The sequence below is a fragment of the Indolivaga capnocytophagoides DSM 22835 genome, assembly GCF_000426485.1.
GTDB classification, from domain to species: domain Bacteria; phylum Bacteroidota; class Bacteroidia; order Bacteroidales; family Dysgonomonadaceae; genus Dysgonomonas_A; species Dysgonomonas_A capnocytophagoides.
The window spans coordinates 242,089-261,377 of the sequence record NZ_AUFL01000005.1 but is presented as its reverse complement, the minus strand read 5'-3'; the positions used below and the strand labels follow the sequence as shown (position 1 = coordinate 261,377).

Below are 19,289 nucleotides of genomic sequence, written 5' to 3'. Positions count from 1 at the left end.
TTTACTCAATATGTGAACTCACTTGTGTATTCTGTCGAATTTCCACAGGCATCAGTTGCCACAACCGTTAAAGTGTGTGAGCCTTTGGATAATCTGTCAGGATCGAAGGTATAAGTATAAACAGGAGACTTAATGTCGTTCTCAAATAACGCAAACTTACCGTCTATAGTTCCTCTGACAGATGTAACTCCACTAAGGTTGTCTGTGATACGGAGCTTAATCGAATTAATTGGTTGAGGAGTACTCTTCCTTTTCTTTGAAGTTTTAGCAATTACCGGAGCGATAGTAGGGGATTGTGTATCGGACGAGACTGTCAGCCGCATACCAAATTCCCGTATATTTCCCGAAACAGTACCATTGTAATATTTCCCGCCGATCCATGATCTTCGGTTTCCTATCAATTGTACTATTCCATATTGATTTTTATTACTTAGTGGATCGGATGTTAGTTTGATCCTAACTTCTCCTGATTTATGTAATGGTACGGGCGATTGATTGACAGTGAAGATATCCGAGAAATAACTGTCGGAACTGCTTTGAGACAACGTGAAACAGACATCGTTATATAGATTACCCTTATTTACAAGCAGTGAAAAGGCATCACTTATATATTTATTGTCCTGATCCCATACCATAACCAACGAACATCCCGATGGGCGGGGAATATCTTGCTTTTTGCCCATTATAGAGAATGTATACGATGTTGTATTTCCATATACATCCTGTAAGGTATATTCGATATTATAAGGACGTTCTTCATTGATATTGAGATAACCGCTATTCTTCGATTTGTAGAATGGCAAAGCATTTCCCGGCTCGATGAATGAATACATGTAAAATGATTTGTTGAGTCTCCAATCGGCAAAGTCCGTAAATGTATTAATCATACGGGTTTGGTCAAATGGAAATCGTATAATATCGTAAGAGAAAGCTTCCGTATTATCTACTTTCATGCTGATGGACTTAACTCCATAGATGTTTGCTGTAGAACTCATTCTGTCATATGCCTTTATACCTAGTCCGATATAACCCCATGCCTCGATTGTATCTCGCAGACTGGTGTATTCTCCGCTCTTTAATTTCGAGACGGACTGGCGAAGCGGAAGGTAAGAACCGTTGATAACCCCTCGTCCCGGAACAGGATATGCCGCTATTCCCCTGACTTCGGGAGATACTTCGTCCCCTATCATATTCTTAAAGTAAGGAAGGGGATCTAATATCTGTTCAGATTTTGTATCTCGTATTTCGAAATGAAGATGGGGTCCTCCTGATCCTCCTGTATTGCCTGAATAAGCAATCAGGTCTCCTTTTTTGACTTTTATCTGGTTCGATTTCAGTTTCAGATCAACCCTGTAGCTTTCCTGCGAATATTGCTGGGTCTTTACAAAGTCGCTTATCTGTTGGTTGAATTTACTGAGGTGCCCGTACACTGATGTTTGTCCGTTAGGGTGGTCGATATATAAAGCCAGCCCGTATCCGGACGGAGAAACCGAAACTCTGGATACGAATCCGTCGGAAACAGAATATACTTCTTTTCCTTCAACTCCTTGGGTTTTTATATCAATTCCAGAGTGAAAATGATTGTTTCTGAGTTCTCCGCAATTGGCACTCAATAATAACGGTATGCCCAGCGGGCTGCCATAGTCTTGAGCAAAAGAACTTAAACTGAATAAAGATATAATGAGTGTCGTTGCTAGTCTGTTCATTATAAAATAGTTTTTGTGTATAATCTTCTAAATCGGATTATACAGAGTTATTATAAGTAAGAGAAAAGAGACTTACTTACATTTACTTATCTATCGTTTCGTCAAGTATATCCCTTGCTACACTTCTTTTGTCCTTTAGAACAAAGTCTTTTCGATTGCCGTTTTTATCAATTATAGCAATCTTATTGGTGTCATGCTGAAATCCGGCTCCTTTATCCTGCAGAGAATTTAGTACGATATAATCCAGATTTTTCTTTTCAATCTTTCTTAGGGCATTTTGCTCTTCGTTATTTGTTTCGAGAGCAAATCCGATAAGAGTTTGAGAGTTTTTTTTCTGTTTACCCAGAGCCGCCGCTATATCTTTATTGGCAACCAGTTCGAGGGTTATTCCCTCATCGTCGGTTCGTTTAATCTTAGTACCCGCTTGTTCTTTAGGCCTGTAATCTGCTACGGCTGCGCAAAGGATAGCGGTGTCACAATCGGAAAATTCACTTAATGCAGCCTGATACATTTGGTCGGCCGATTCAACATCAATACGTTTAATATTCGGGTGAATGGTCTTTAAAGATACAGGGCCTGCGATAAGGATAACTTCAGCACCTCTTTCCGCACATTCTTCGGCAAGAGAGAATCCCATTTTTCCCGAAGAATAGTTTCCGATAAACCTTACAGGGTCGAGCTTTTCATAGGTCGGACCTGCCGTTATCAGTATTTTTTTTTTTGAAAGACTTTCCTTTTTCGAAAAGTAATTCCTTATATATTCTACAATTTTTTCGGGTTCTTCCATCCGTCCTTTTCCAATCAGATGACTTGCCAATTCGCCGGATGCCGGTTCTATAATATGATTTCCGCATGATTCGAGAAGAGACAAATTACGTTTAGTAGAAGGGTGTGCAAACATATCCAAGTCCATTGCCGGAGCAATGAATACCGGAGCTTTCATTGACATATAAGTTGTGATAAGCATATTGTCTGCTATCCCGTTAGCCATTTTACCTAAGGTTGAAGCTGTAGCGGGTGCTATTAGCATAAAGTCAGACCATAAACCCAGATCAACATGACTGTGCCATGTTCCGTCATTAGCTCCGAAGAATTCGCTGATAACAGGCTTTCCTGTTAATGCCGAAAGGGTAACAGGGGTAATGAACTCTTTTCCGGCAGGTGTCATTATAATCTGTACTTCTGCGCCTTCTTTGACAAATAATCTGGCTAAAGATGCCGCTTTGTAAGCAGCAATGCTTCCGGTGATGCCTAAAACTATATGTTTACCTTTGAAAGTCATGGTTTATGTTTGAGTTTTTTTAGAATCAATATGAATATAAGACAATATAATCTTCCTTATTGTATCGTGGATATTGTCTTACAAGCAAAATTAGCAAAAAGGATTGATACCTAACTTATTGATCTTTCTTTTTGAATGTATAATACTTGTTAAAGAAGAATTGCAAAAAGGCAACTATTGCAGTACAAGACAGTTTAGCAGTACTTTGAACTGTTTTTTGACTAATTTCTATCAGGTCGGTTTGTTCAAGCCCGATGTTATATATTCTGACCAATATTGGCAGAAGTATTGTACTTACAACAATGCCGACTCCTGCTATACCGAAAAAAGAGAGACCTCTTTTGAATATTTTGTCGGTGGCATTGAATGTAAAATAACTATTCAGAAAAAAGTTATTAATGATTGCAAGCACACAGCTTAATATGTGAGATACTATGTAGTTAATGCCCAGATAGTCGCGGAAAAAGAAAAAACTGAGCCATTCGACTCCAAGACCAATAACGCCGACTATTCCGTATTTAAGAAATTCCTTGTACGATTGCTTCATTATTTGTTTTTATGTAATACTAAGCATATTTAGGTACGGGGACCTTGAGTCGGCAAAGATAATTCTTTATTCTTTTGAAGATTTGACTTTCTTTACGAAAAGTTGCTAAAAAATAGCTCAAAGCTTTATTGACACAGTAAAAATACTTATTTTTGAATAATTAAGTAACTGTTTAAATTTAGCTCGTTTGGATTTTAGAGATATTTTTGGAACGATTTTTATTTTTTTCGATACGATAACAGCGGGCTGTTTGAGTTGAGAAAAGATAAAAATTCAGGCAAAAAGAGCCTAAAAATAAACGAAAAAGAAATGAATCGTAATTGTGATACATCGTTTGGTAAATTTAAACAGTTACTAAATAACAGAAAGTATTCTGTAGTTGATTCTAAATCAATTAACAATAATCAGCTATTAATATAGTTCAGCCATTTAAAGAACTCTTTTAGCATAGATAAAATCTTAGCTATAATTTCGGATTAATTAATAAGGTGCATTTAAATAGTGCTATTGAACTTATAAATAGGATTGGCTGTTTTTTTGCAAAAGAGTAAATTGGTTAGAGTCGTTAGATGTATTCAGAAGATAAAGAACGTTCAAAAAAGTCAAGCAGAGTGGAGGATAAAAAGATCAAATTGTCAGTTTTAGGTTTCTCGTTTAATCAAACACAATCGGGTACATATGGTCTTGTTTTGGCAGAAGAAGGAGGTGTGCGCCGTCTGATGATTGTTGTCGGTACACCCGAAGCACAATCTATTGCCTTTAAACTGCAAAATACCGAACCTCCCCGTCCGTTGACTCACGACCTGTTTTACTCTTTTATGAACAGTTTCGATATTAAACTTGAGGAAGTTCTTATCTATAAATACGAAAACGGAGTATTTTATTCCCAACTGTATTTTAAACAGGGAGACAAGACTGTAACAGTAGAATCCAGAACATCAGATGCTATAGGTATCGCTCTGCGAAGTAAGTCGAAGATATACACAACTGATGAAATCATGAGGGATTTAGCTGTTGTTTTCACAGAAGGAGACGAAGAAGCGGCATCCAAAGATATGTTTACGGCAGGTGATACAACAGCCAATTATACCGATTCGTATGCTTTACTTAATCAGGAAGAGCTACAGTCGATGCTTGATGATGCCATTGAACATGAAGACTATGAACTCGCATCGGTGCTTCGTGACGAATTGGAAAAACGAGCAAAAAAACACTAAGGTCTCAGACCTTTTTATTGACTCGCATCCGTATCGTCGAGTGTTATTTGTCCTTCAAAACATAACAGCTACGGCTTGTTTTACTTTAAATACGACATTAATATCTACTATTACTTAAATGGATAAAACGATATTCTTTGCTCCCGATATTCTCTCGGATCAGACACTGCCTCAGGAAGAATCAGCTCATTGCATACGTGTGCTGAGAAAGAAAGAAGGAGATACTATATATATAGCTGACGGAAAAGGGCATTTCTTTGATGCCGAAATAATAGAGGCGCATCAGAAACACTGTGTTGTTAATATAATCAACACCATAGATGAACCTAAACCATGGTCTAATAATCTGCATATTGCTTTTGCTCCTACTAAGAACATGGATCGGGTAGAATGGTTTGCCGAAAAAGCAACTGAAATTGGCATTGACAGGTTCTCTCCATTGTTGTGTCGTTATTCGGAAAGGAAAGAGATAAAGTTGCCCCGAATAGAGAAAATCCTCATTTCGGCAATGAAACAATCTCAGAAGTCGTTCGTCCCCCAATTAGATGAAATGACAGCTTTAGCCGATTTTATACGGCAGCCGTTCGATGGGCAGAAATTCATAGCTCATTGCTATCCTCAGGAAAAGAAGCTATTGAAAGATGCTTATACTCACGGTGGGAATGTCCTGATACTGATAGGTCCCGAAGGTGATTTCAGTGAGAAAGAAGTCCAATTGGCACTTGATAATGGTTTTGAACCGATCTCTTTAGGGAACAGTCGCTTGAGAACAGAAACTGCAGCGTTGGTTGCATGTAATACAATACAGGTAATAAATGGTTAATAGATTAGAGTGCTATTTAGGATTTTGTTTATTGAACTCCCTTAAATCAAGAATAGCTTTATACAACTTTTTCCTGTAATAAGACTTTATGCAGAAAAACGACTCGTAACGTTTCATCGAATACTTTATCACATTGTACTCAAGTGTATGACGTGCGCTGGCAATAAAGGCATCTATCATAGGTTGCAATAATTCCTTGTCCTTCTCAGTCTTAACCTTTTCTTCCATGTTTTTGTTCATATATTAGTAACAGTAAGCATTTAATGATTTTGTATATTAAACGAACAGGTCTGAGACCTTAAAATTAGTCGATATACATCAGGTCGCTCATTATAGAGTCCGAAACGAATATTCCCTGACGGCTTATTTTATAACGGTCTTCATCTGTATATACATCACCGCTCTTTAAATGACGGGCTATGTTCTGATCACAATATGAGGCATATTTCTCACCGAATAGACTTTTCAACTCCGATTTACTGATTCCCCACATTGTGCGCATTCCTGTAAGTATAAAGTCGTTGTATCTGGTTCGGATGTCCAGGTCTTCAATTTCTATCTGAGGATCATTATCTTCGATACCCTGAATGTATTTTGATATGGAAGATATATTCCAGCATCGGTTTTTCTTATTATAGGAGTGAGCCGATGGACCTGTTCCCAGATATTTTGTTCCCAGCCAGTATGAACTGTTGTGTCGGGAGAAATATCCTTCTTTACCGAAATTTGATATCTCATAATGGATAAAACTATTCTCTTGAAGTCTTCTAATCAGGGTTGAGAACATTTCGACGCTCAATTCTTCTTCTACAGATTTGACATTTCCTTTCTGAAGGAGCCTGTATAGCTTTGTACCTTGTTCGTAAATAAGATGGTATGACGATATGTGCTGTATGTCTAAATTCATTGCAGTATCGAGGGTCTTATTCCATATCTCCAATGTGAGATCAGGTAACCCGTACATAAGATCTATACTTATATTCGAAAAGCCTGCCTGTTTACTCATCCTTACTGCATCGAGAGCTTTTTGAGCCGAATGACGCCGGTTAAGAAACTGTAATTGTTTATCGTCAAAGCTTTGTACACCCATGCTCAGTCTGTTGAAACCTATCGAACGGAGCATATCCAAATACTTCTCATTCAGATCATCCGGATTTGCTTCCAGTGTGATTTCGGCATCGTTATCGACTCTGTAGGTTTCATATATAGTACTGAAAATAGCCTTAAAATCAGCCTTCGATAATTGAGACGGTGTCCCTCCTCCGAAATAAATAGTGCCGACAGATTCGCCTCCTATATAGTTGCTGCGTAATACCAGTTCTTTGCAAATAGCTGATACAAAAGGCGTTTTTTGTTCCATGCTGGTTCGTGTGTAAAAATCGCAGTAAATGCATCTCGTTTTACAAAAGGGAACATGTATATATATACCAGCCATTCGGATATGATAGAATGTTAAACAAAAGGCAAGAGACCTTAGTCTTCGTACATTTTGTTGATAATGTCTTTGTAACGTTCGGCAACTACCTTACGTTTGATTTTCAGCGTATTTGTTAATTCGCCGCTTTCCATTGTAAATGGCTCGGGCAGAAGAGTAAATCTCTTTACTTTTTCGTAAGGAGCCAAAGGAGCCTGTTGCATTTCTATGCGGGTGGATATCATCGAAATAACAATTTTGTCTTTTAGTAATTCTTCTCTTGTCGAATATACAATATCATGTTCTTTAGCCCATTTTTCAACAGCATCATAGTCGGGAACTACAAGTGCACTCACAAACTTAACATCATCTCCGATAATCGAGATCATATCTATGAACTTGTCATTGGCGATCAATGTTTCGATAGCCTGAGGTGCGATGTATTTACCATTTGATGTTTTGAACAGGTCTTTGATCCGTTCTGTCAATACAATCGTATTATCAGCTAATAGCTCACCTGCATCTCCCGTACGGAAAAATCCGTCTTCAGTAAATACTTTGGCTGTCTCTTCCGGCTTCTTGTAATATTCTTTCATTACAGTACGCCCTTTTACCAGAATTTCATTGTTCGCAGGATCAATTTTAACTTCCAATCCGGGCATAACGGTTCCAACCGAGTGAATGATAAAGTTACGATCGGGGTAACATGTTACAGTTGCAGTTGTTTCGGTAAGCCCATATCCGATAATGATTGGGATATTTACCGATTGCAAAAATATATTGATCTGATCGGACAATGGGGAACCAGCACAAGGAAACAATACCCCTTTTTCGATTCCGATAACCATTTTTAGTATACGGAAAATAGTATTGTTGTAAAACGTAAATTTCAGGCGTGTACCCAGCGGAGCTCTTTTGCCTTCATTCTTATAATCGAGATTATATCTTTTACCGGTTTTTATAGAATCGGTATAAAGCCAGCGCATAATACCTTTAGAACTGTCTATCTTTTCGTTTACCCCCTGATATACTTTTTCCCAGAAACGGGGGACACTGCACATAAGTGTAGGCCGTACCTGTTTAATGGATTTCTGAATTTCTTTGGCATCGGTATTTATAGCTATAGTCATACCCTTGTGCAAGGTGTAATAAGTCCACGCTTTTTCGAAAATATGAGCCAAAGGAAGAAAATTCATCGAAAGGTCTTTACTCGATAGTTTGGGCAGCCGTTCGTCATGTATTCTGAACACTTCGAGAAACGAAGAATGCAGCAGTACTACACCTTTGGGTTCTCCTGTTGTACCTGATGTATAAATGATACAGGCGGTATCGGTCTCACGGATCGATTTGAGCCTGACTGATACTTTTACCATCGAATCGGAATTTTCGCCCGATGCGATAAAATCATCGAAATAGATAGAGGTTGTATCCTCCGGATGCTTTTTGACTTTCGGATCAAAAATTATCAGGCGTTTTAGTACTGCACTATGTTGTTGTACCTTATAAGCATTGTTATACTGAAACTGTTCACCTACAAACAGAGTGCGTATCTGTGCATCGTGAACGATATATTCGACCTGCAGAGGTGATGCTGTTGCATATATAGGTACAGTTGCTGCACGGTTTGCATAAGCTCCGAAATCGGTAAATATGTATTGATACATATTCTGAGAATATATACCGATATTCTCTTGCGTTTCTATACCTATCTCTGCCATAGCCCATGCCGTTTTCATAACATAGTCAGAGAGGCGGTTCCATGAAATATTCAACCATTTCTTCTGGTCGTTATCTCGATACTTCAATACAGTTCTCGATTTGTATTTTGCTGCACGCTTATGTACCAGCTCGGCAAGATGATAGTAACTCATTTCTATTTTTTACTAATGGTATCAGATGACAAAGTTAGATTATTAAATGATTAATCGGTGTTAATTGCCTGGTTTTTATTATTGTCTACACATCAGTTGTCGGGGCAATAGCTGTGCTTTATATCCTGATAACGTGATGAAAAGGTTACAAAAGTTACAGCCTTTACGTTCATTTTTCAGATGGCACTTTTTACTCTCGAAACTAAGCCTGCCCGTAGGGACGTAAATTTATACGCCGGATTTTTTTCGGGTGGAAGATTTTTTACCCCTAAATAATTTCCAAAAAGGTAACAAAGGTTCCATCTTTTCAACGATTTTATGGAGTAACCTTTTTTTATCACCTATCGAGTGTGGGATCGTAAGCATCAAAGGCTGTCTCCGCCTCCGTGGAATCAGACTTGACTTTGAGTGCTTTTTGCCTTTCTTTCATTTCTTCTTCCGTGTAATTACCGCTGCCACTGTCTTGTAAGAATTGGAGTTGATCGGCTGCCTCTTGATTCTGAACTATGATTTCCCACGGTACACGAATATTTTCTACTTTCTCTTCTATTTCTCCTTCTTTAGCCATCGCCATTTTCAAGGTCTTTTCGTCTGCGGAGTATTCTTTCATGGTTACCGTTTTTCCGGTCAGATATATTTCACCGTACTCGTCTACGGCATATTTATAACGTGTGGTAGTTACGGTATAACCATGCTCTAATCTTTGTTTGAGGATTTTTCGGGCTTTTTGCGCTAATCGTTCGTCACGACCTGCACGGGCATCATCTATCATTTCCTTAAAATCGGAATACTTTCGTACCCACTGATAGAATGTTTTACGGCTGATGCTGTACATCGCGCAGATTTCACCTAATGTATATTCATCCTGTTCTATTGCGTCTGCTATTTTCTTTCCTAGTTCTTCTGTGTATTTTGCCATAATTGTAAAGTATGTTTAAGTATAGATAAAATTTCAGAAAGCAGGCAGGTCTTTTATTTATGTGAATCAGTATTTGAAAAACATTCTTTAATTTTAGTTGAAAGACCTTCATATGTCTTTGTAGGTGTAGCAAGAGTTAACCCGACAAACAGAATTAGTAAATGACATAAAATAAAAAGGGCGAATTTTAGCTGTTGATTTACATTGCTCAGAATTTGATGCGTTTGCCCTAGTTTTATATTACCTTTGCAACCGCAATATTTATGTCTATGGCAGGAGGAATCAAAAGTTTAGCAAAAGATACGGCTATCTATGGATTGAGCAGTATTTTGGGTCGTTTCTTGAATTGGTGTCTGACACCTTTACATGTATATATTTTTACGAATACGGTAGAGTATGGCAAGGTCAGTTATATTTATGGGTTTGTAGCCCTCTTTATGATTTTGCTGACTTATGGAATGGAAACCGGCTTCTTTCGCTTTATGAACAAGAAAGACGAAGATCCTGATCGGGTCTATTCTTCGGTGCTAACGTCGCTCGGTGTAACATCTGTCCTGTTTATTATACTCTGTTCTGTTTTTCTGACTCCTATAGCCGAATGGATGAGGTATACCGATCATGCCGAGCATATACTTATCATGGCTGTTGCCGTGGCAATGGATGCCTTTATGGTTGTACCTTTTGCTTACCTGCGATATAAAAAAAGACCTATACGTTTTGCATCATTGAAGATTATATTCATTTTTGCCAATATATTTTTCAACCTGTTCTTTCTTGTTGCTTGCCCGTTTATTTATAAATCGGCTCCCCATCTGATCGATTGGTTTTATAATCCATCGTATGGAATCGGGTATATATTTATAGCTAATTTATTGGCTAATATCGTTGTGTTCTGTATGCTGATTCCCGATATGACCGGATTTAAATACCGGTTCGACGGACAGCTTCTCAAGCGTATATATAAGTATTCATTCCCATTGCTTATTTTGGGTATAGCAGGGGTTATTAATCAGACCGTGGCACAGCTTGTATATCCTCACATATTCGATAATATTGAAGAGGCTTACAGCCAATTGGGAATATATAATGCATGCTTGAAAATCACGGTAGTAATAACTATGTTTACTCAGGCTTTCCGGTATGCTTACGAGCCTTTCGTATTCGCAAAGAATAATTCTGATAATGATACACGCCCGTATGCCGAAGCAATGAAGTATTTTGTGATATTTGCGCTCTTTGTATTTCTGGGTGTTATGTTTTTTATGGATATACTGAAGTATATTGTCAGCAAAAATTATATGGTCGGCATATCTATTGTACCTGTGGCTATGTTGGGTGAAATATTTTTCGGAATATATTTCAATTTGTCTGTTTGGTATAAGTTGATAGATAAAACTCACTATGGAGCAACATTTTCTGTATTAGGATGTTTTATAACAGTACTTATAAATGTTATATTTGTACCCGTATTTGGTTTTATAGCCAGTGCATGGGCTACATTTATCTGTAATCTGATAATAATGTCTATCTCTTATTTCTACGGGCAGAAGTATTATCCGATTAAATACGATCTGAAGACTATCTTCTTTTATTTCGCATTGGTTGCGGTTTTGTATGTATTAGGAATGTATGTCCCAATAGAAAATGAGGTGTTGAGGTTATCGTACAGAGTTATATTATTGGCTGTATTTGCAGCGGTATTGATAAAGAAAGATCTGCCTTTGTCTCAAATTCCGTTTATAAATAAGAAAATTAAATAGTTATATCAAATAAATAAACAGGTCTGTGACCTTTAATTTAAAGTAGTGAAGATGAAGAGAATCTTTTTATTGTTCGGAGCCTTGCTGACTTTGTCTGCTATCCATGCCGATGAGGGTATGTGGCTTCTGAAAGAATTAAATCGTCAAAGTGCTGCCCGTATGCAGGAATTGGGTTTCACTTTCCCTATCGATAGTGTATACAGTGAGAAAAACGCATCATTGAAAGATGCCGTTGTTATCTTCGGCGGAGGTTGTACCGGAGTTGCTGTATCTCAGGAAGGGTTGATATTTACAAATCACCATTGCGGATACGATGCTATTCAGAAGCATAGTTCAGTAGAACATGATTATCTGAAAGATGGTTTTGTTAGTCATTCGAATGCCGAAGAGTTATACACCGAAGGGCTTACCGTTTCGTTTCTGCAAAAAACAGAAGATGTAACCTCAGCTGTTACAGCAGGTGTTACAGACAACATGACCGAACACGAAAGAAATACAATCATAGATTCTCTATCTGTTAAAATTTTGGATCAATATAAAGGCAACGAGTTTTTAAATGCCCGTATCATTCCTTTCTATACCGGAAACAAATATTATCTGGTAGTTTATGAAGTATTCCGAGATGTTCGTATGGTGTTTGCACCGCCTTCATCAATCGGAAAATTCGGAGGTGATGCCGATAACTGGCAATGGCCTCGTCATACAGGAGATTTCTCTGTGTTCCGAGTGTATGCCAATAAAGATAATCAGGCAGCTAATTACAGCAGCGATAATGTTCCTTATAAACCTAAATATTCAGTACCGGTTTCTATAAAAGGATATAAAGACAAAGATTATGCGATGACTATCGGTTATCCGGGCAGTACAGAACGTTATTTGCCGTCATGGGGAATCTCTCAGATGATGACATCCGAAAATATCCCCCGTATAGAAGTTCGTACAATCAAACAGGATATCTGGCGTAAAGCAATGAATGCCGATGATGCTGTACGTATTAAATATTCAGTGAAATTCAGCCGCAGTTCAAACTATTGGAAAAACTCAATGGGTATGAATCAGGCATTGAGACGTCTTCATGTTTTGGAAGATAAACAGGCACTGGAGTCTCGTTTGGCTGATTGGATAGAAAAGACACCTTCTGCAAAAGAACAATACGGAGATGTTCTATCAAACTTGGATAATGCATACACCAGCACAATGGAACCCGCAAGGATAGCGACATATTTTGCCGAAACATTTAATAATGGCATTGAGCTTGTTCGTTTTGCAAATATAATCAGACAAACAGACTTGAGTGATAAAGAATTGGCAGCTGCCGCTGTAAGGTCTAAAATGGCTGATCTGTACAAAGATTATGTACCTGCTTTGGATAAACAGGTTATGCCCGCTTTGCTTCGTTTCTATGCAGAGAAAGTTCCTGCAGGTTATCTACCTGATATTTATGGAACAATTAACAATAAATTCAAAGGAGACTACGATAAATATACCGACTGGGTATTTAAAAATACCAAGCTTACCGACATTAATACTTTAGCTACATTATTAGCTGATAAACCGATAAAAGAACTCGAAAAAGATCCGGCTATGGTGCTTGCGGCATCGGTTGCCGAATGCCGTTTGAAGATTCGTGAAGATCTTTCTTCTTACGATCCGATTATCGATAAAAATGCCCGTAAGTTTATGGCAGCTTTGATGGAAATGCAACCCGAAAAGACCTTTTCTCCAGATGCGAATTTCACTCAACGCTTAAGCTATGGATCGGTAGGAGGATATAACCCTGCAGATGCAGTATCTTATGATTACTACTCAACATCAAAAGGTGTATTGGAAAAAGAAAATAAAGATGATCCTGAATTTGCGGTTCAACAGTATATTCTTGATAATCTGAAAGCTGCTCAATGGGGTGGATATGCCGATGAAGATGGAACGATGCATGTAGGGTTCTTGTCAAACAATGACATTACCGGAGGAAACTCGGGCAGTCCTGTATTTAACGGAAAAGCAGAACTTATAGGTCTGGCTTTCGACGGTAACTGGGAAGCCTTGAGCGGTGATATTATTTTCGAACCTAAACTTCAGCGTACAATAAGTGTCGATATCCGTTATGTATTATATACAATCGATAAGATAATGGGTTGTCATCGTCTGATAAATGAGCTGAATATCCAAAAATAAGAATATCTGATATAGATATATGAAGGCTTTACCCTACACGGGTGAAGCCTTTTTTTATTCAGATTCATCAAATTCATCGTCTATATCTGCCTGTTTATCGATTTTTTTTGCATGTAGGACAAAAGATTATAATCTTAGTTCCCTTAAATCAAAAAGTATAAATGGATATGAAGTTAGAAAAATTTGGATTGTTTATTATTTCGTTAATGGCCGTCTTTGCATTATCATGCAGCAGTGACGATGATACTATTGACGATGGGGATACTCCTGATAGCGGAGGCACGGAAAATAATATCGATGAGGACTTTGTTACAAATACCAAGGACACCACTTTTGTAAATGCTGTAACTATTGATTTCTCGGGAACTACAGCTACTGTTACAAATCCTTTTTCCTCGGATGGGGTTACTGTTGTTGCGGACGGTGCAAATGTAGTGATAACATCCACCAATCAGAGTACGGAGGTCAATTACGTGTTATCGGGATCAACATCCTCAGGATCGGTGAAGATATATAGCGATTATAAGTTTGGAATAGGACTCAATGGTGTTGATATAATTAGTGCCGATGGTCCTGCTGTCAATATCCAATCCGGAAAGAAAGTTTCGGTTACTATGGTCGGGGGAACCTCTAACCGTTTGATCGATGGTACTACATATACTGCCAGCGGCGATGAAGATATGAAAGGGACTTTCTTTAGTGAAGGGCAGCTTATATTCGATGGAGCAGGAAGCCTGCAGGTGCAAGGACGTTATAAGCATGGTATTGTCAGTGACGACTATATACGTATAAAAGGTGGGACTGTAAAAGTTGCAGGGGCTGCTAAAGATGCAATTCATGCCAATGATTATGTCCGTATCGATGGAGGTATTATCAATCTTGTTTCTACGGGCGATGGCATAGAATGTGAAGAAGGATACATTGAGATTAACGGGGGGACTATCAGTATTAACAGTGCAGACGGAGATGCCGTAAAAACGTCTTATTCGGATACGGATACCTCTATTACTCCTTATATAATAGTAAATGGCGGAACATTAGATCTAACAATAAGCGGCAAGGCTTCAAAGGGTTTGAAAAGTAAAGGCGATATAACCATTACAGCAGGAACTCTTAACTTCACTTCTACAGGAGATGCCTATTATGATACGGATGATGCCGATATTTCATCTTCTGCAGCAATCAAAGCAGATGGTAACTTCTTGATGCAGGGAGGGAGTGTAACTATTACCAGCTCGGGAAGTGGAGGTAAGGGTATTAATATTGACGGAACATTGACTGTTGATGATGGAATCATTTCTGTTACTACTACCGGAGATCAGTTTAAATATCAGAATGATGATACTGCCGCCAAAGCGATAAAAAGCGATGGTAACCTTACTGTGAACGGCGGAACAATCACCATAAAAACATCCAAGACTGAAGCTGAGGGACTTGAAAGTAAGGCTACTCTAACTATCAACGGCGGAACAATAGAGATCGAAGCTTACGATGATTGTATAAATGCATCCAACCACATAGCGATAAACGGTGGCAATGTATATTGCTATAGCCAGACTAATGATGGTATTGATTCGAATGGAACTTTGACCATTACGGGGGGTACTATTATTTCATCAGGAACAACTGCCCCCGAAGAAGGGTTTGATTGTGACAATAATACATTCAAGATTACAGGAGGAACTCTTGTCGGATTCGGAGGTGCAACCAGTACGCCAACATCAAGTGTGAGCACTCAATATTCTGTGATATATGGGGCTACAGGAACAGCTAATCAGCTGATTCATATCGAAGCAGCTGATGGTACTTCTATCATGACCGTGAAAGTGCCACGCGCGTACAGCAGCCAAATGACAATGTTGTTTAGTACTCCGGCAATAAAATCAAATACTTCATATACCATCTATACTGGAGGAAGTACTTCCGGAGGTACTGATTTTCACGGATTATATAGCGGAACGACATATACAAAGGGAACTTCGACTAAAACATTTACTACATCTTCAGTAGTAACAACCGTTGGTAGTGTTTCTTCCGGCGGAGGCGGAGGACGCTGATGCTGTAGAGTATGGAAAAGATATAAAGAAAAGGACGCCGAATATCATATTTGGCGTCCTTTTCTTTATATCTAATTTTGATCTATGCCTTAGTCGGCTCTACCTTCATTATTTTGCATTGAATGCGGCATATAAAATATATGGCAATCAGGGTAAAGATAATAAATGCACCTGATGGCACATTGATATATGCTGACAATATCAGTCCCGATATACATCCGATTAATCCGAATAATATAGACAGGAATATTATTTTCGAATAGTTGGCTGTATATAAATTAGCTGTCATCTGTGGAATTGTAAGCAAAGACATCAGTAATACGACTCCGACAAGCCGGATAATCAGCACGATAGAAACAGCTATGAAAAACATCATAGAATACTCTATCAATTTTATCGGAAGGTGTCTGGTTCTGGCAAAATCAGGATCGAATGATGTGTATAGTATTTCTTTCCGGAAAAAGAAGAATACAAGACTTAATACTATAGATAGTGCAATAAATAAGTATATATCTGTACGGGTTATGGTCAGTATATTGCCGAAAAGATAATCGGAAAGATTAGGTGCAAATCCGGCTTTCAGATAAATACAGATAATACCGATAGCCATACCGAACGACCAAAACGCACCGATTGCAGAATCTTCTCTAACCCCTTGCCGTGATGAAAACCATTGGATGCCAAAAGCGGAAAACACAGAGAAGATAAGTGCCGATACAAACGGATTAATGCCTGCATAAAAACCGATACCTAGTCCGCCCAGAGAAGCATGGGTTATACCTCCACTGATAAAAACCAGCCGTTTGACAACAATATAAGTGCCTATAATACCACATACGATGCTCGCAAAAATACTCCCAAGAAGAGCATTGCTGAAAAAATCGTATTGAAATAATTCTAAAAAATTCATTAGTGAAAAACTCAAATTTCTTTGATATCAAAGCCAACTTTATTCAGATCATTCCAATAATTAGGATATGATTTGGAAACAACCTGTGGTTCGTTGATCTTCAAATGTGTAAGCTTGATTGCAGCCGGAGCGAAAGCCATAGCCATGCGGTGATCTTCGTAAGTCGCAATGACCGGATCACTTTCCGCATCGCATCTTTCTCCATTCCATTCCAGAATGCTGTCTTTGCTGTCTGTGAGAAGATAGCCTAATTTTTTCATTTCGGCTTTAAGTGCTTCTATTCTGTCTGTCTCTTTAATCTTTAGAGTTTGCAAACCTGTAAATAGAAAAGGTATGTTTTTAAGGCAGCATGTTACAACAAATGTTTGAGCCAGATCGGGTTCATTCACGAAGTTGTGGAACATTTTTTTTGCAAAGCGGTCTGTCTTGGTTAATATGACACCATTTTCTGTATATTCGGTATTGACACCGAGGTCTACAAACAGATCGGCAACTTTAGAATCGCCCTGTCCGCTGTCTTTAAATAAACCTCTCAGTTCTATCTCTGCATGATCTGCCAGAGCTACTATTTCGTACCAATACGATGCAGCCGACCAATCAGACTCGACAATGTACTTTACGGGTTTGTATTCGTTCGGATATATTTTGATCACGTTTTCCGACCAATCGGCTTTGACACCGAATTCAGCCATCATTTTTAATGTGAGTTTGATGTACGGTATGGAAATTACGTCTCCTTCGAGATGTATGGTCAGCCCTTTTTCCATTGTCGGAGCAATCATCAAAAGGGCGGAGATAAACTGTGAACTGATCCCTCCCGAAAGATAAACTTCTCCTCCGTTTAGTGCTTTACCTCGTATTTTAAGTGGCGGATAACCTTTTGTCTGCAGATATTCGATATGTGCACCGATTGCATTCAGAGCTTCCACCAGAACATTTATCGGACGTTTTTGCATTCTTTCGGTTCCGGTGATAGTCCATTCTCCGGGTATATGAGACAAATATGCGGTCAAAAATCTCATGGAGGTTCCGGCTGCACCGATATCAATGGCATTTGTATCGGACGAAAAAGCATCGACCATAACCCGTGTATCATCACAATCCGAAAGATTTTCGATAGGATAGGGACTGTTGCTTAATGCTTTTAAGATAAGGGCACGGTTGCTTATACTTTTAGATGCTGCCAATTGTATTTCTCCGTTGATTGTATTTGTACCTCTTATTTCGTATTTCATTATTGTAATAATAGTAAGTATTTTTTAGAGTCTGTTTAAATTTTATAGCTAAGCTTTTTTATAGTAGAAAAAGCAGCTAAGAATTAGCTTGAAGAGCCTTAATGAAAATTTCCGCTAAAATATAAATAGGCTCTTAAACTTAGCAGATTGTAAACTGTGAGTTGACAGTTGAAAATAATCTCTATTCTCAATTGTTATTGATCACAAAAAGGTCTGAGACCTTACAAATATACGAAAAGCTTGTTTATAAGACTAATCGTTATACGAAGTTTAAAATGATCAGAATCTAATTCTCAATTATTCAGGACGGCGTTTTCTGGTGAAACGACCTGTTGCTTTACCTTGTTTGCCGGATTTACCGGTTTTATAAGATCCCCAGTTATAAGAACTCCAGCTCCAGTTAATCATTTGTCTGAGTCTTTTTAAAAATCGTTTCGAAGGTTTATCCAGCAGATACGACTCTATGTGTCTTTTGCGTTTTTCCTCCAGAATTTCGTCTTTGTCGATAAGTATTCCGGTCTCTTCCACATTTCCGAATGTATCATTGATTGCTGTTCCGAATACTTTCATACGGGGAGATAATCCCATGTAAGCGTTTACCAACGGAGGAATATTGATTCCCAATTTTCTGACCGATGTATTTAATATTTTGTAATCACTTTTTAGATCGTCTTCAGTAAAAAGCCGCTTTAAGATTCTCTTGTCGGTTTCTATATTGAGGCTTTGTTTGGGATATATGAGGTGTTCGGGATCGGGGAAATGCTTGTTCATGAAATACAAGATCATATCCCTTGCCTGAGAATTGTATGTATCGTACATTGTTACTTTTCCGAAAAAATACTTCATGGTCGGATCGGCAACGGATAGTGCGCCTAAACCATCCCATAAATTATCAAGGGCAAATATTCCTTTCGAGCCTGCTCTGGTGCTTTGGTATTCGAGGGATACAAAAGATCTGCCCAACTCAATAGTATACGGAAGGTATTCTTTGTTGAACTTTTCAGAAAAATGAAACAGGTGAGACGTTGCAAGTATGGGTTCTCCGTTGGAGTCGAACTGTATATCGGGGCCGCATATAAAACGATAACCGCCAAGTATCTCTTCGGCTTCGGGATTCCATACTATCAATTGTTTGTATGGATTGTCCATCGTGTCGTATTCATCTATGTCGGTGCTTTTTCCTGTACCTCCGCCATAGTATCTGAATGCGATTTCGCGTAGACGCCCTATCTCCTTCATGGTGTTTGGGGAGTTGTGGTGCGTGATGATATATATTTCGTTGTTAGCCTTATTTGTTTTACGTAAGAACTTGTCTTTCGTCAATTCGGCTTTGATTAGAGCTTTGTCTACTTCAGCAATAATATTTTCCATCT

15 protein-coding genes are annotated in these 19,289 nt (G+C 38.5%); 5 read left to right on the top strand and 10 right to left on the bottom strand.

Annotation, left to right across the window (positions count from 1 at the left end):
* Positions 1 to 5: 5 nt before the first annotated feature.
* The 3 genes from K322_RS0102780 to K322_RS18385 all read right to left on the bottom strand — a co-directional run bounded on the left by K322_RS0102780 (position 6) and on the right by K322_RS18385 (position 3,535).
* Entirely contained in the window at positions 6 to 1,706 is a 1,701-nt protein-coding gene (locus K322_RS0102780; protein WP_026625503.1) for a peptidoglycan DD-metalloendopeptidase family protein, read from the bottom strand.
* Positions 1,707 to 1,788: 82 nt separating this feature from the next.
* A complete protein-coding gene (coaBC, locus tag K322_RS0102775; protein WP_026625502.1) occupies positions 1,789 to 2,988 on the bottom strand; it encodes a bifunctional phosphopantothenoylcysteine decarboxylase/phosphopantothenate--cysteine ligase CoaBC in 1,200 nt (399 codons plus the stop codon).
* Positions 2,989 to 3,103: 115 nt separating this feature from the next.
* A complete protein-coding gene (locus K322_RS18385) occupies positions 3,104 to 3,535 on the bottom strand; it encodes a GtrA family protein (RefSeq protein WP_026625501.1) in 432 nt (143 codons plus the stop codon).
* A 611-nt stretch (positions 3,536 to 4,146) separates the two neighbouring features.
* Between K322_RS18385 and K322_RS0102765 the strand changes: the two genes are divergently transcribed.
* Together K322_RS0102765 and K322_RS0102760 are read left to right on the top strand one after the other, a co-directional pair.
* A complete protein-coding gene (locus K322_RS0102765; protein ID WP_026625500.1) occupies positions 4,147 to 4,752 on the top strand; it encodes a bifunctional nuclease family protein in 606 nt (201 codons plus the stop codon).
* Positions 4,753 to 4,870: 118 nt separating this feature from the next.
* Positions 4,871 to 5,575: a 16S rRNA (uracil(1498)-N(3))-methyltransferase gene (locus K322_RS0102760; RefSeq protein WP_026625499.1), complete on the top strand. Its 705-nt coding sequence runs from the start codon at positions 4,871 to 4,873 to the stop codon at positions 5,573 to 5,575.
* 12 nt (positions 5,576 to 5,587) lie between these two features.
* Here K322_RS0102760 and K322_RS0102755 read toward each other — a convergent pair whose 3' ends face one another.
* From K322_RS0102755 to K322_RS0102740, 4 genes are all read right to left on the bottom strand, one after another.
* Positions 5,588 to 5,803 carry a hypothetical protein gene (locus tag K322_RS0102755; RefSeq protein ID WP_134437213.1) on the bottom strand — a complete coding sequence of 72 codons (216 nt, stop codon included), beginning with the start codon at positions 5,801 to 5,803 and terminating at the stop codon, positions 5,588 to 5,590.
* A 76-nt stretch (positions 5,804 to 5,879) separates the two neighbouring features.
* The gene (gene hemW, locus K322_RS0102750) at positions 5,880 to 7,010 is read right to left on the bottom strand and encodes a radical SAM family heme chaperone HemW (RefSeq protein WP_026625497.1); all 1,131 of its coding nucleotides are present in this window, start codon (positions 7,008 to 7,010) and stop codon (positions 5,880 to 5,882) included.
* 38 nt (positions 7,011 to 7,048) lie between these two features.
* Positions 7,049 to 8,860: an AMP-dependent synthetase/ligase gene (locus tag K322_RS0102745; protein WP_026625496.1), complete on the bottom strand. Its 1,812-nt coding sequence runs from the start codon at positions 8,858 to 8,860 to the stop codon at positions 7,049 to 7,051.
* A gap of 337 nt (positions 8,861 to 9,197) precedes the next feature.
* On the bottom strand, positions 9,198 to 9,779 hold the full coding sequence (locus K322_RS0102740) for a terminase small subunit-like protein (protein WP_026625495.1): 582 nt from the start codon (positions 9,777 to 9,779) through the stop codon (positions 9,198 to 9,200).
* Between the two features lie 269 nt (positions 9,780 to 10,048).
* On the opposite strand from K322_RS0102740, the gene K322_RS0102735 reads away from it, so the two are divergent.
* The 3 genes from K322_RS0102735 (at position 10,049) to K322_RS0102725 (ending at position 15,771) form a co-directional block, all read left to right on the top strand.
* The gene (locus K322_RS0102735; protein WP_026625494.1) at positions 10,049 to 11,539 is read left to right on the top strand and encodes an oligosaccharide flippase family protein; all 1,491 of its coding nucleotides are present in this window, start codon (positions 10,049 to 10,051) and stop codon (positions 11,537 to 11,539) included.
* A gap of 51 nt (positions 11,540 to 11,590) precedes the next feature.
* The gene (locus tag K322_RS0102730; RefSeq protein WP_026625493.1) at positions 11,591 to 13,714 is read left to right on the top strand and encodes a S46 family peptidase; all 2,124 of its coding nucleotides are present in this window, start codon (positions 11,591 to 11,593) and stop codon (positions 13,712 to 13,714) included.
* 167 nt (positions 13,715 to 13,881) lie between these two features.
* Positions 13,882 to 15,771 carry a carbohydrate-binding domain-containing protein gene (locus K322_RS0102725; RefSeq protein ID WP_084158496.1) on the top strand — a complete coding sequence of 630 codons (1,890 nt, stop codon included), beginning with the start codon at positions 13,882 to 13,884 and terminating at the stop codon, positions 15,769 to 15,771.
* An 82-nt stretch (positions 15,772 to 15,853) separates the two neighbouring features.
* Here the strand turns inward: K322_RS0102725 and K322_RS0102720 are convergent, their stop codons facing one another.
* The 3 genes from K322_RS0102720 to K322_RS18380 form a co-directional block, all read right to left on the bottom strand.
* A complete protein-coding gene (locus K322_RS0102720; RefSeq protein WP_026625491.1) occupies positions 15,854 to 16,681 on the bottom strand; it encodes a metal ABC transporter permease in 828 nt (275 codons plus the stop codon).
* Positions 16,682 to 16,692: 11 nt separating this feature from the next.
* The gene (locus K322_RS0102715) at positions 16,693 to 17,916 is read right to left on the bottom strand and encodes a 3-phosphoshikimate 1-carboxyvinyltransferase (protein ID WP_026625490.1); all 1,224 of its coding nucleotides are present in this window, start codon (positions 17,914 to 17,916) and stop codon (positions 16,693 to 16,695) included.
* 297 nt (positions 17,917 to 18,213) lie between these two features.
* Positions 18,214 to 19,287, bottom strand: a complete 1,074-nt coding sequence (locus K322_RS18380) for a GNAT family N-acetyltransferase (RefSeq protein WP_084158490.1) — start codon at positions 19,285 to 19,287, stop codon at positions 18,214 to 18,216.
* Between the last annotated feature and the right edge of the window lie 2 nt (positions 19,288 to 19,289).

Coding starts and splice junctions, on each gene's coding strand:
- K322_RS0102780 (WP_026625503.1), bottom strand. CDS start 1,706: ATGAACAGACTAGCAACGACACTCATTATATCTTTATTCAGTTTAAGT.
- coaBC (WP_026625502.1), bottom strand. CDS start 2,988: ATGACTTTCAAAGGTAAACATATAGTTTTAGGCATCACCGGAAGCATT.
- K322_RS18385 (WP_026625501.1), bottom strand. CDS start 3,535: ATGAAGCAATCGTACAAGGAATTTCTTAAATACGGAATAGTCGGCGTT.
- K322_RS0102760 (WP_026625499.1), top strand. CDS start 4,871: ATGGATAAAACGATATTCTTTGCTCCCGATATTCTCTCGGATCAGACA.
- K322_RS0102755 (WP_134437213.1), bottom strand. CDS start 5,803: ATGGAAGAAAAGGTTAAGACTGAGAAGGACAAGGAATTATTGCAACCT.
- hemW (WP_026625497.1), bottom strand. CDS start 7,010: ATGGCTGGTATATATATACATGTTCCCTTTTGTAAAACGAGATGCATT.
- K322_RS0102745 (WP_026625496.1), bottom strand. CDS start 8,860: ATGAGTTACTATCATCTTGCCGAGCTGGTACATAAGCGTGCAGCAAAA.
- K322_RS0102740 (WP_026625495.1), bottom strand. CDS start 9,779: ATGGCAAAATACACAGAAGAACTAGGAAAGAAAATAGCAGACGCAATA.
- K322_RS0102735 (WP_026625494.1), top strand. CDS start 10,049: ATGGCAGGAGGAATCAAAAGTTTAGCAAAAGATACGGCTATCTATGGA.
- K322_RS0102730 (WP_026625493.1), top strand. CDS start 11,591: ATGAAGAGAATCTTTTTATTGTTCGGAGCCTTGCTGACTTTGTCTGCT.
- K322_RS0102725 (WP_084158496.1), top strand. CDS start 13,882: ATGAAGTTAGAAAAATTTGGATTGTTTATTATTTCGTTAATGGCCGTC.
- K322_RS0102720 (WP_026625491.1), bottom strand. CDS start 16,681: ATGAATTTTTTAGAATTATTTCAATACGATTTTTTCAGCAATGCTCTT.
- K322_RS0102715 (WP_026625490.1), bottom strand. CDS start 17,916: ATGAAATACGAAATAAGAGGTACAAATACAATCAACGGAGAAATACAA.
- K322_RS18380 (WP_084158490.1), bottom strand. CDS start 19,287: ATGGAAAATATTATTGCTGAAGTAGACAAAGCTCTAATCAAAGCCGAA.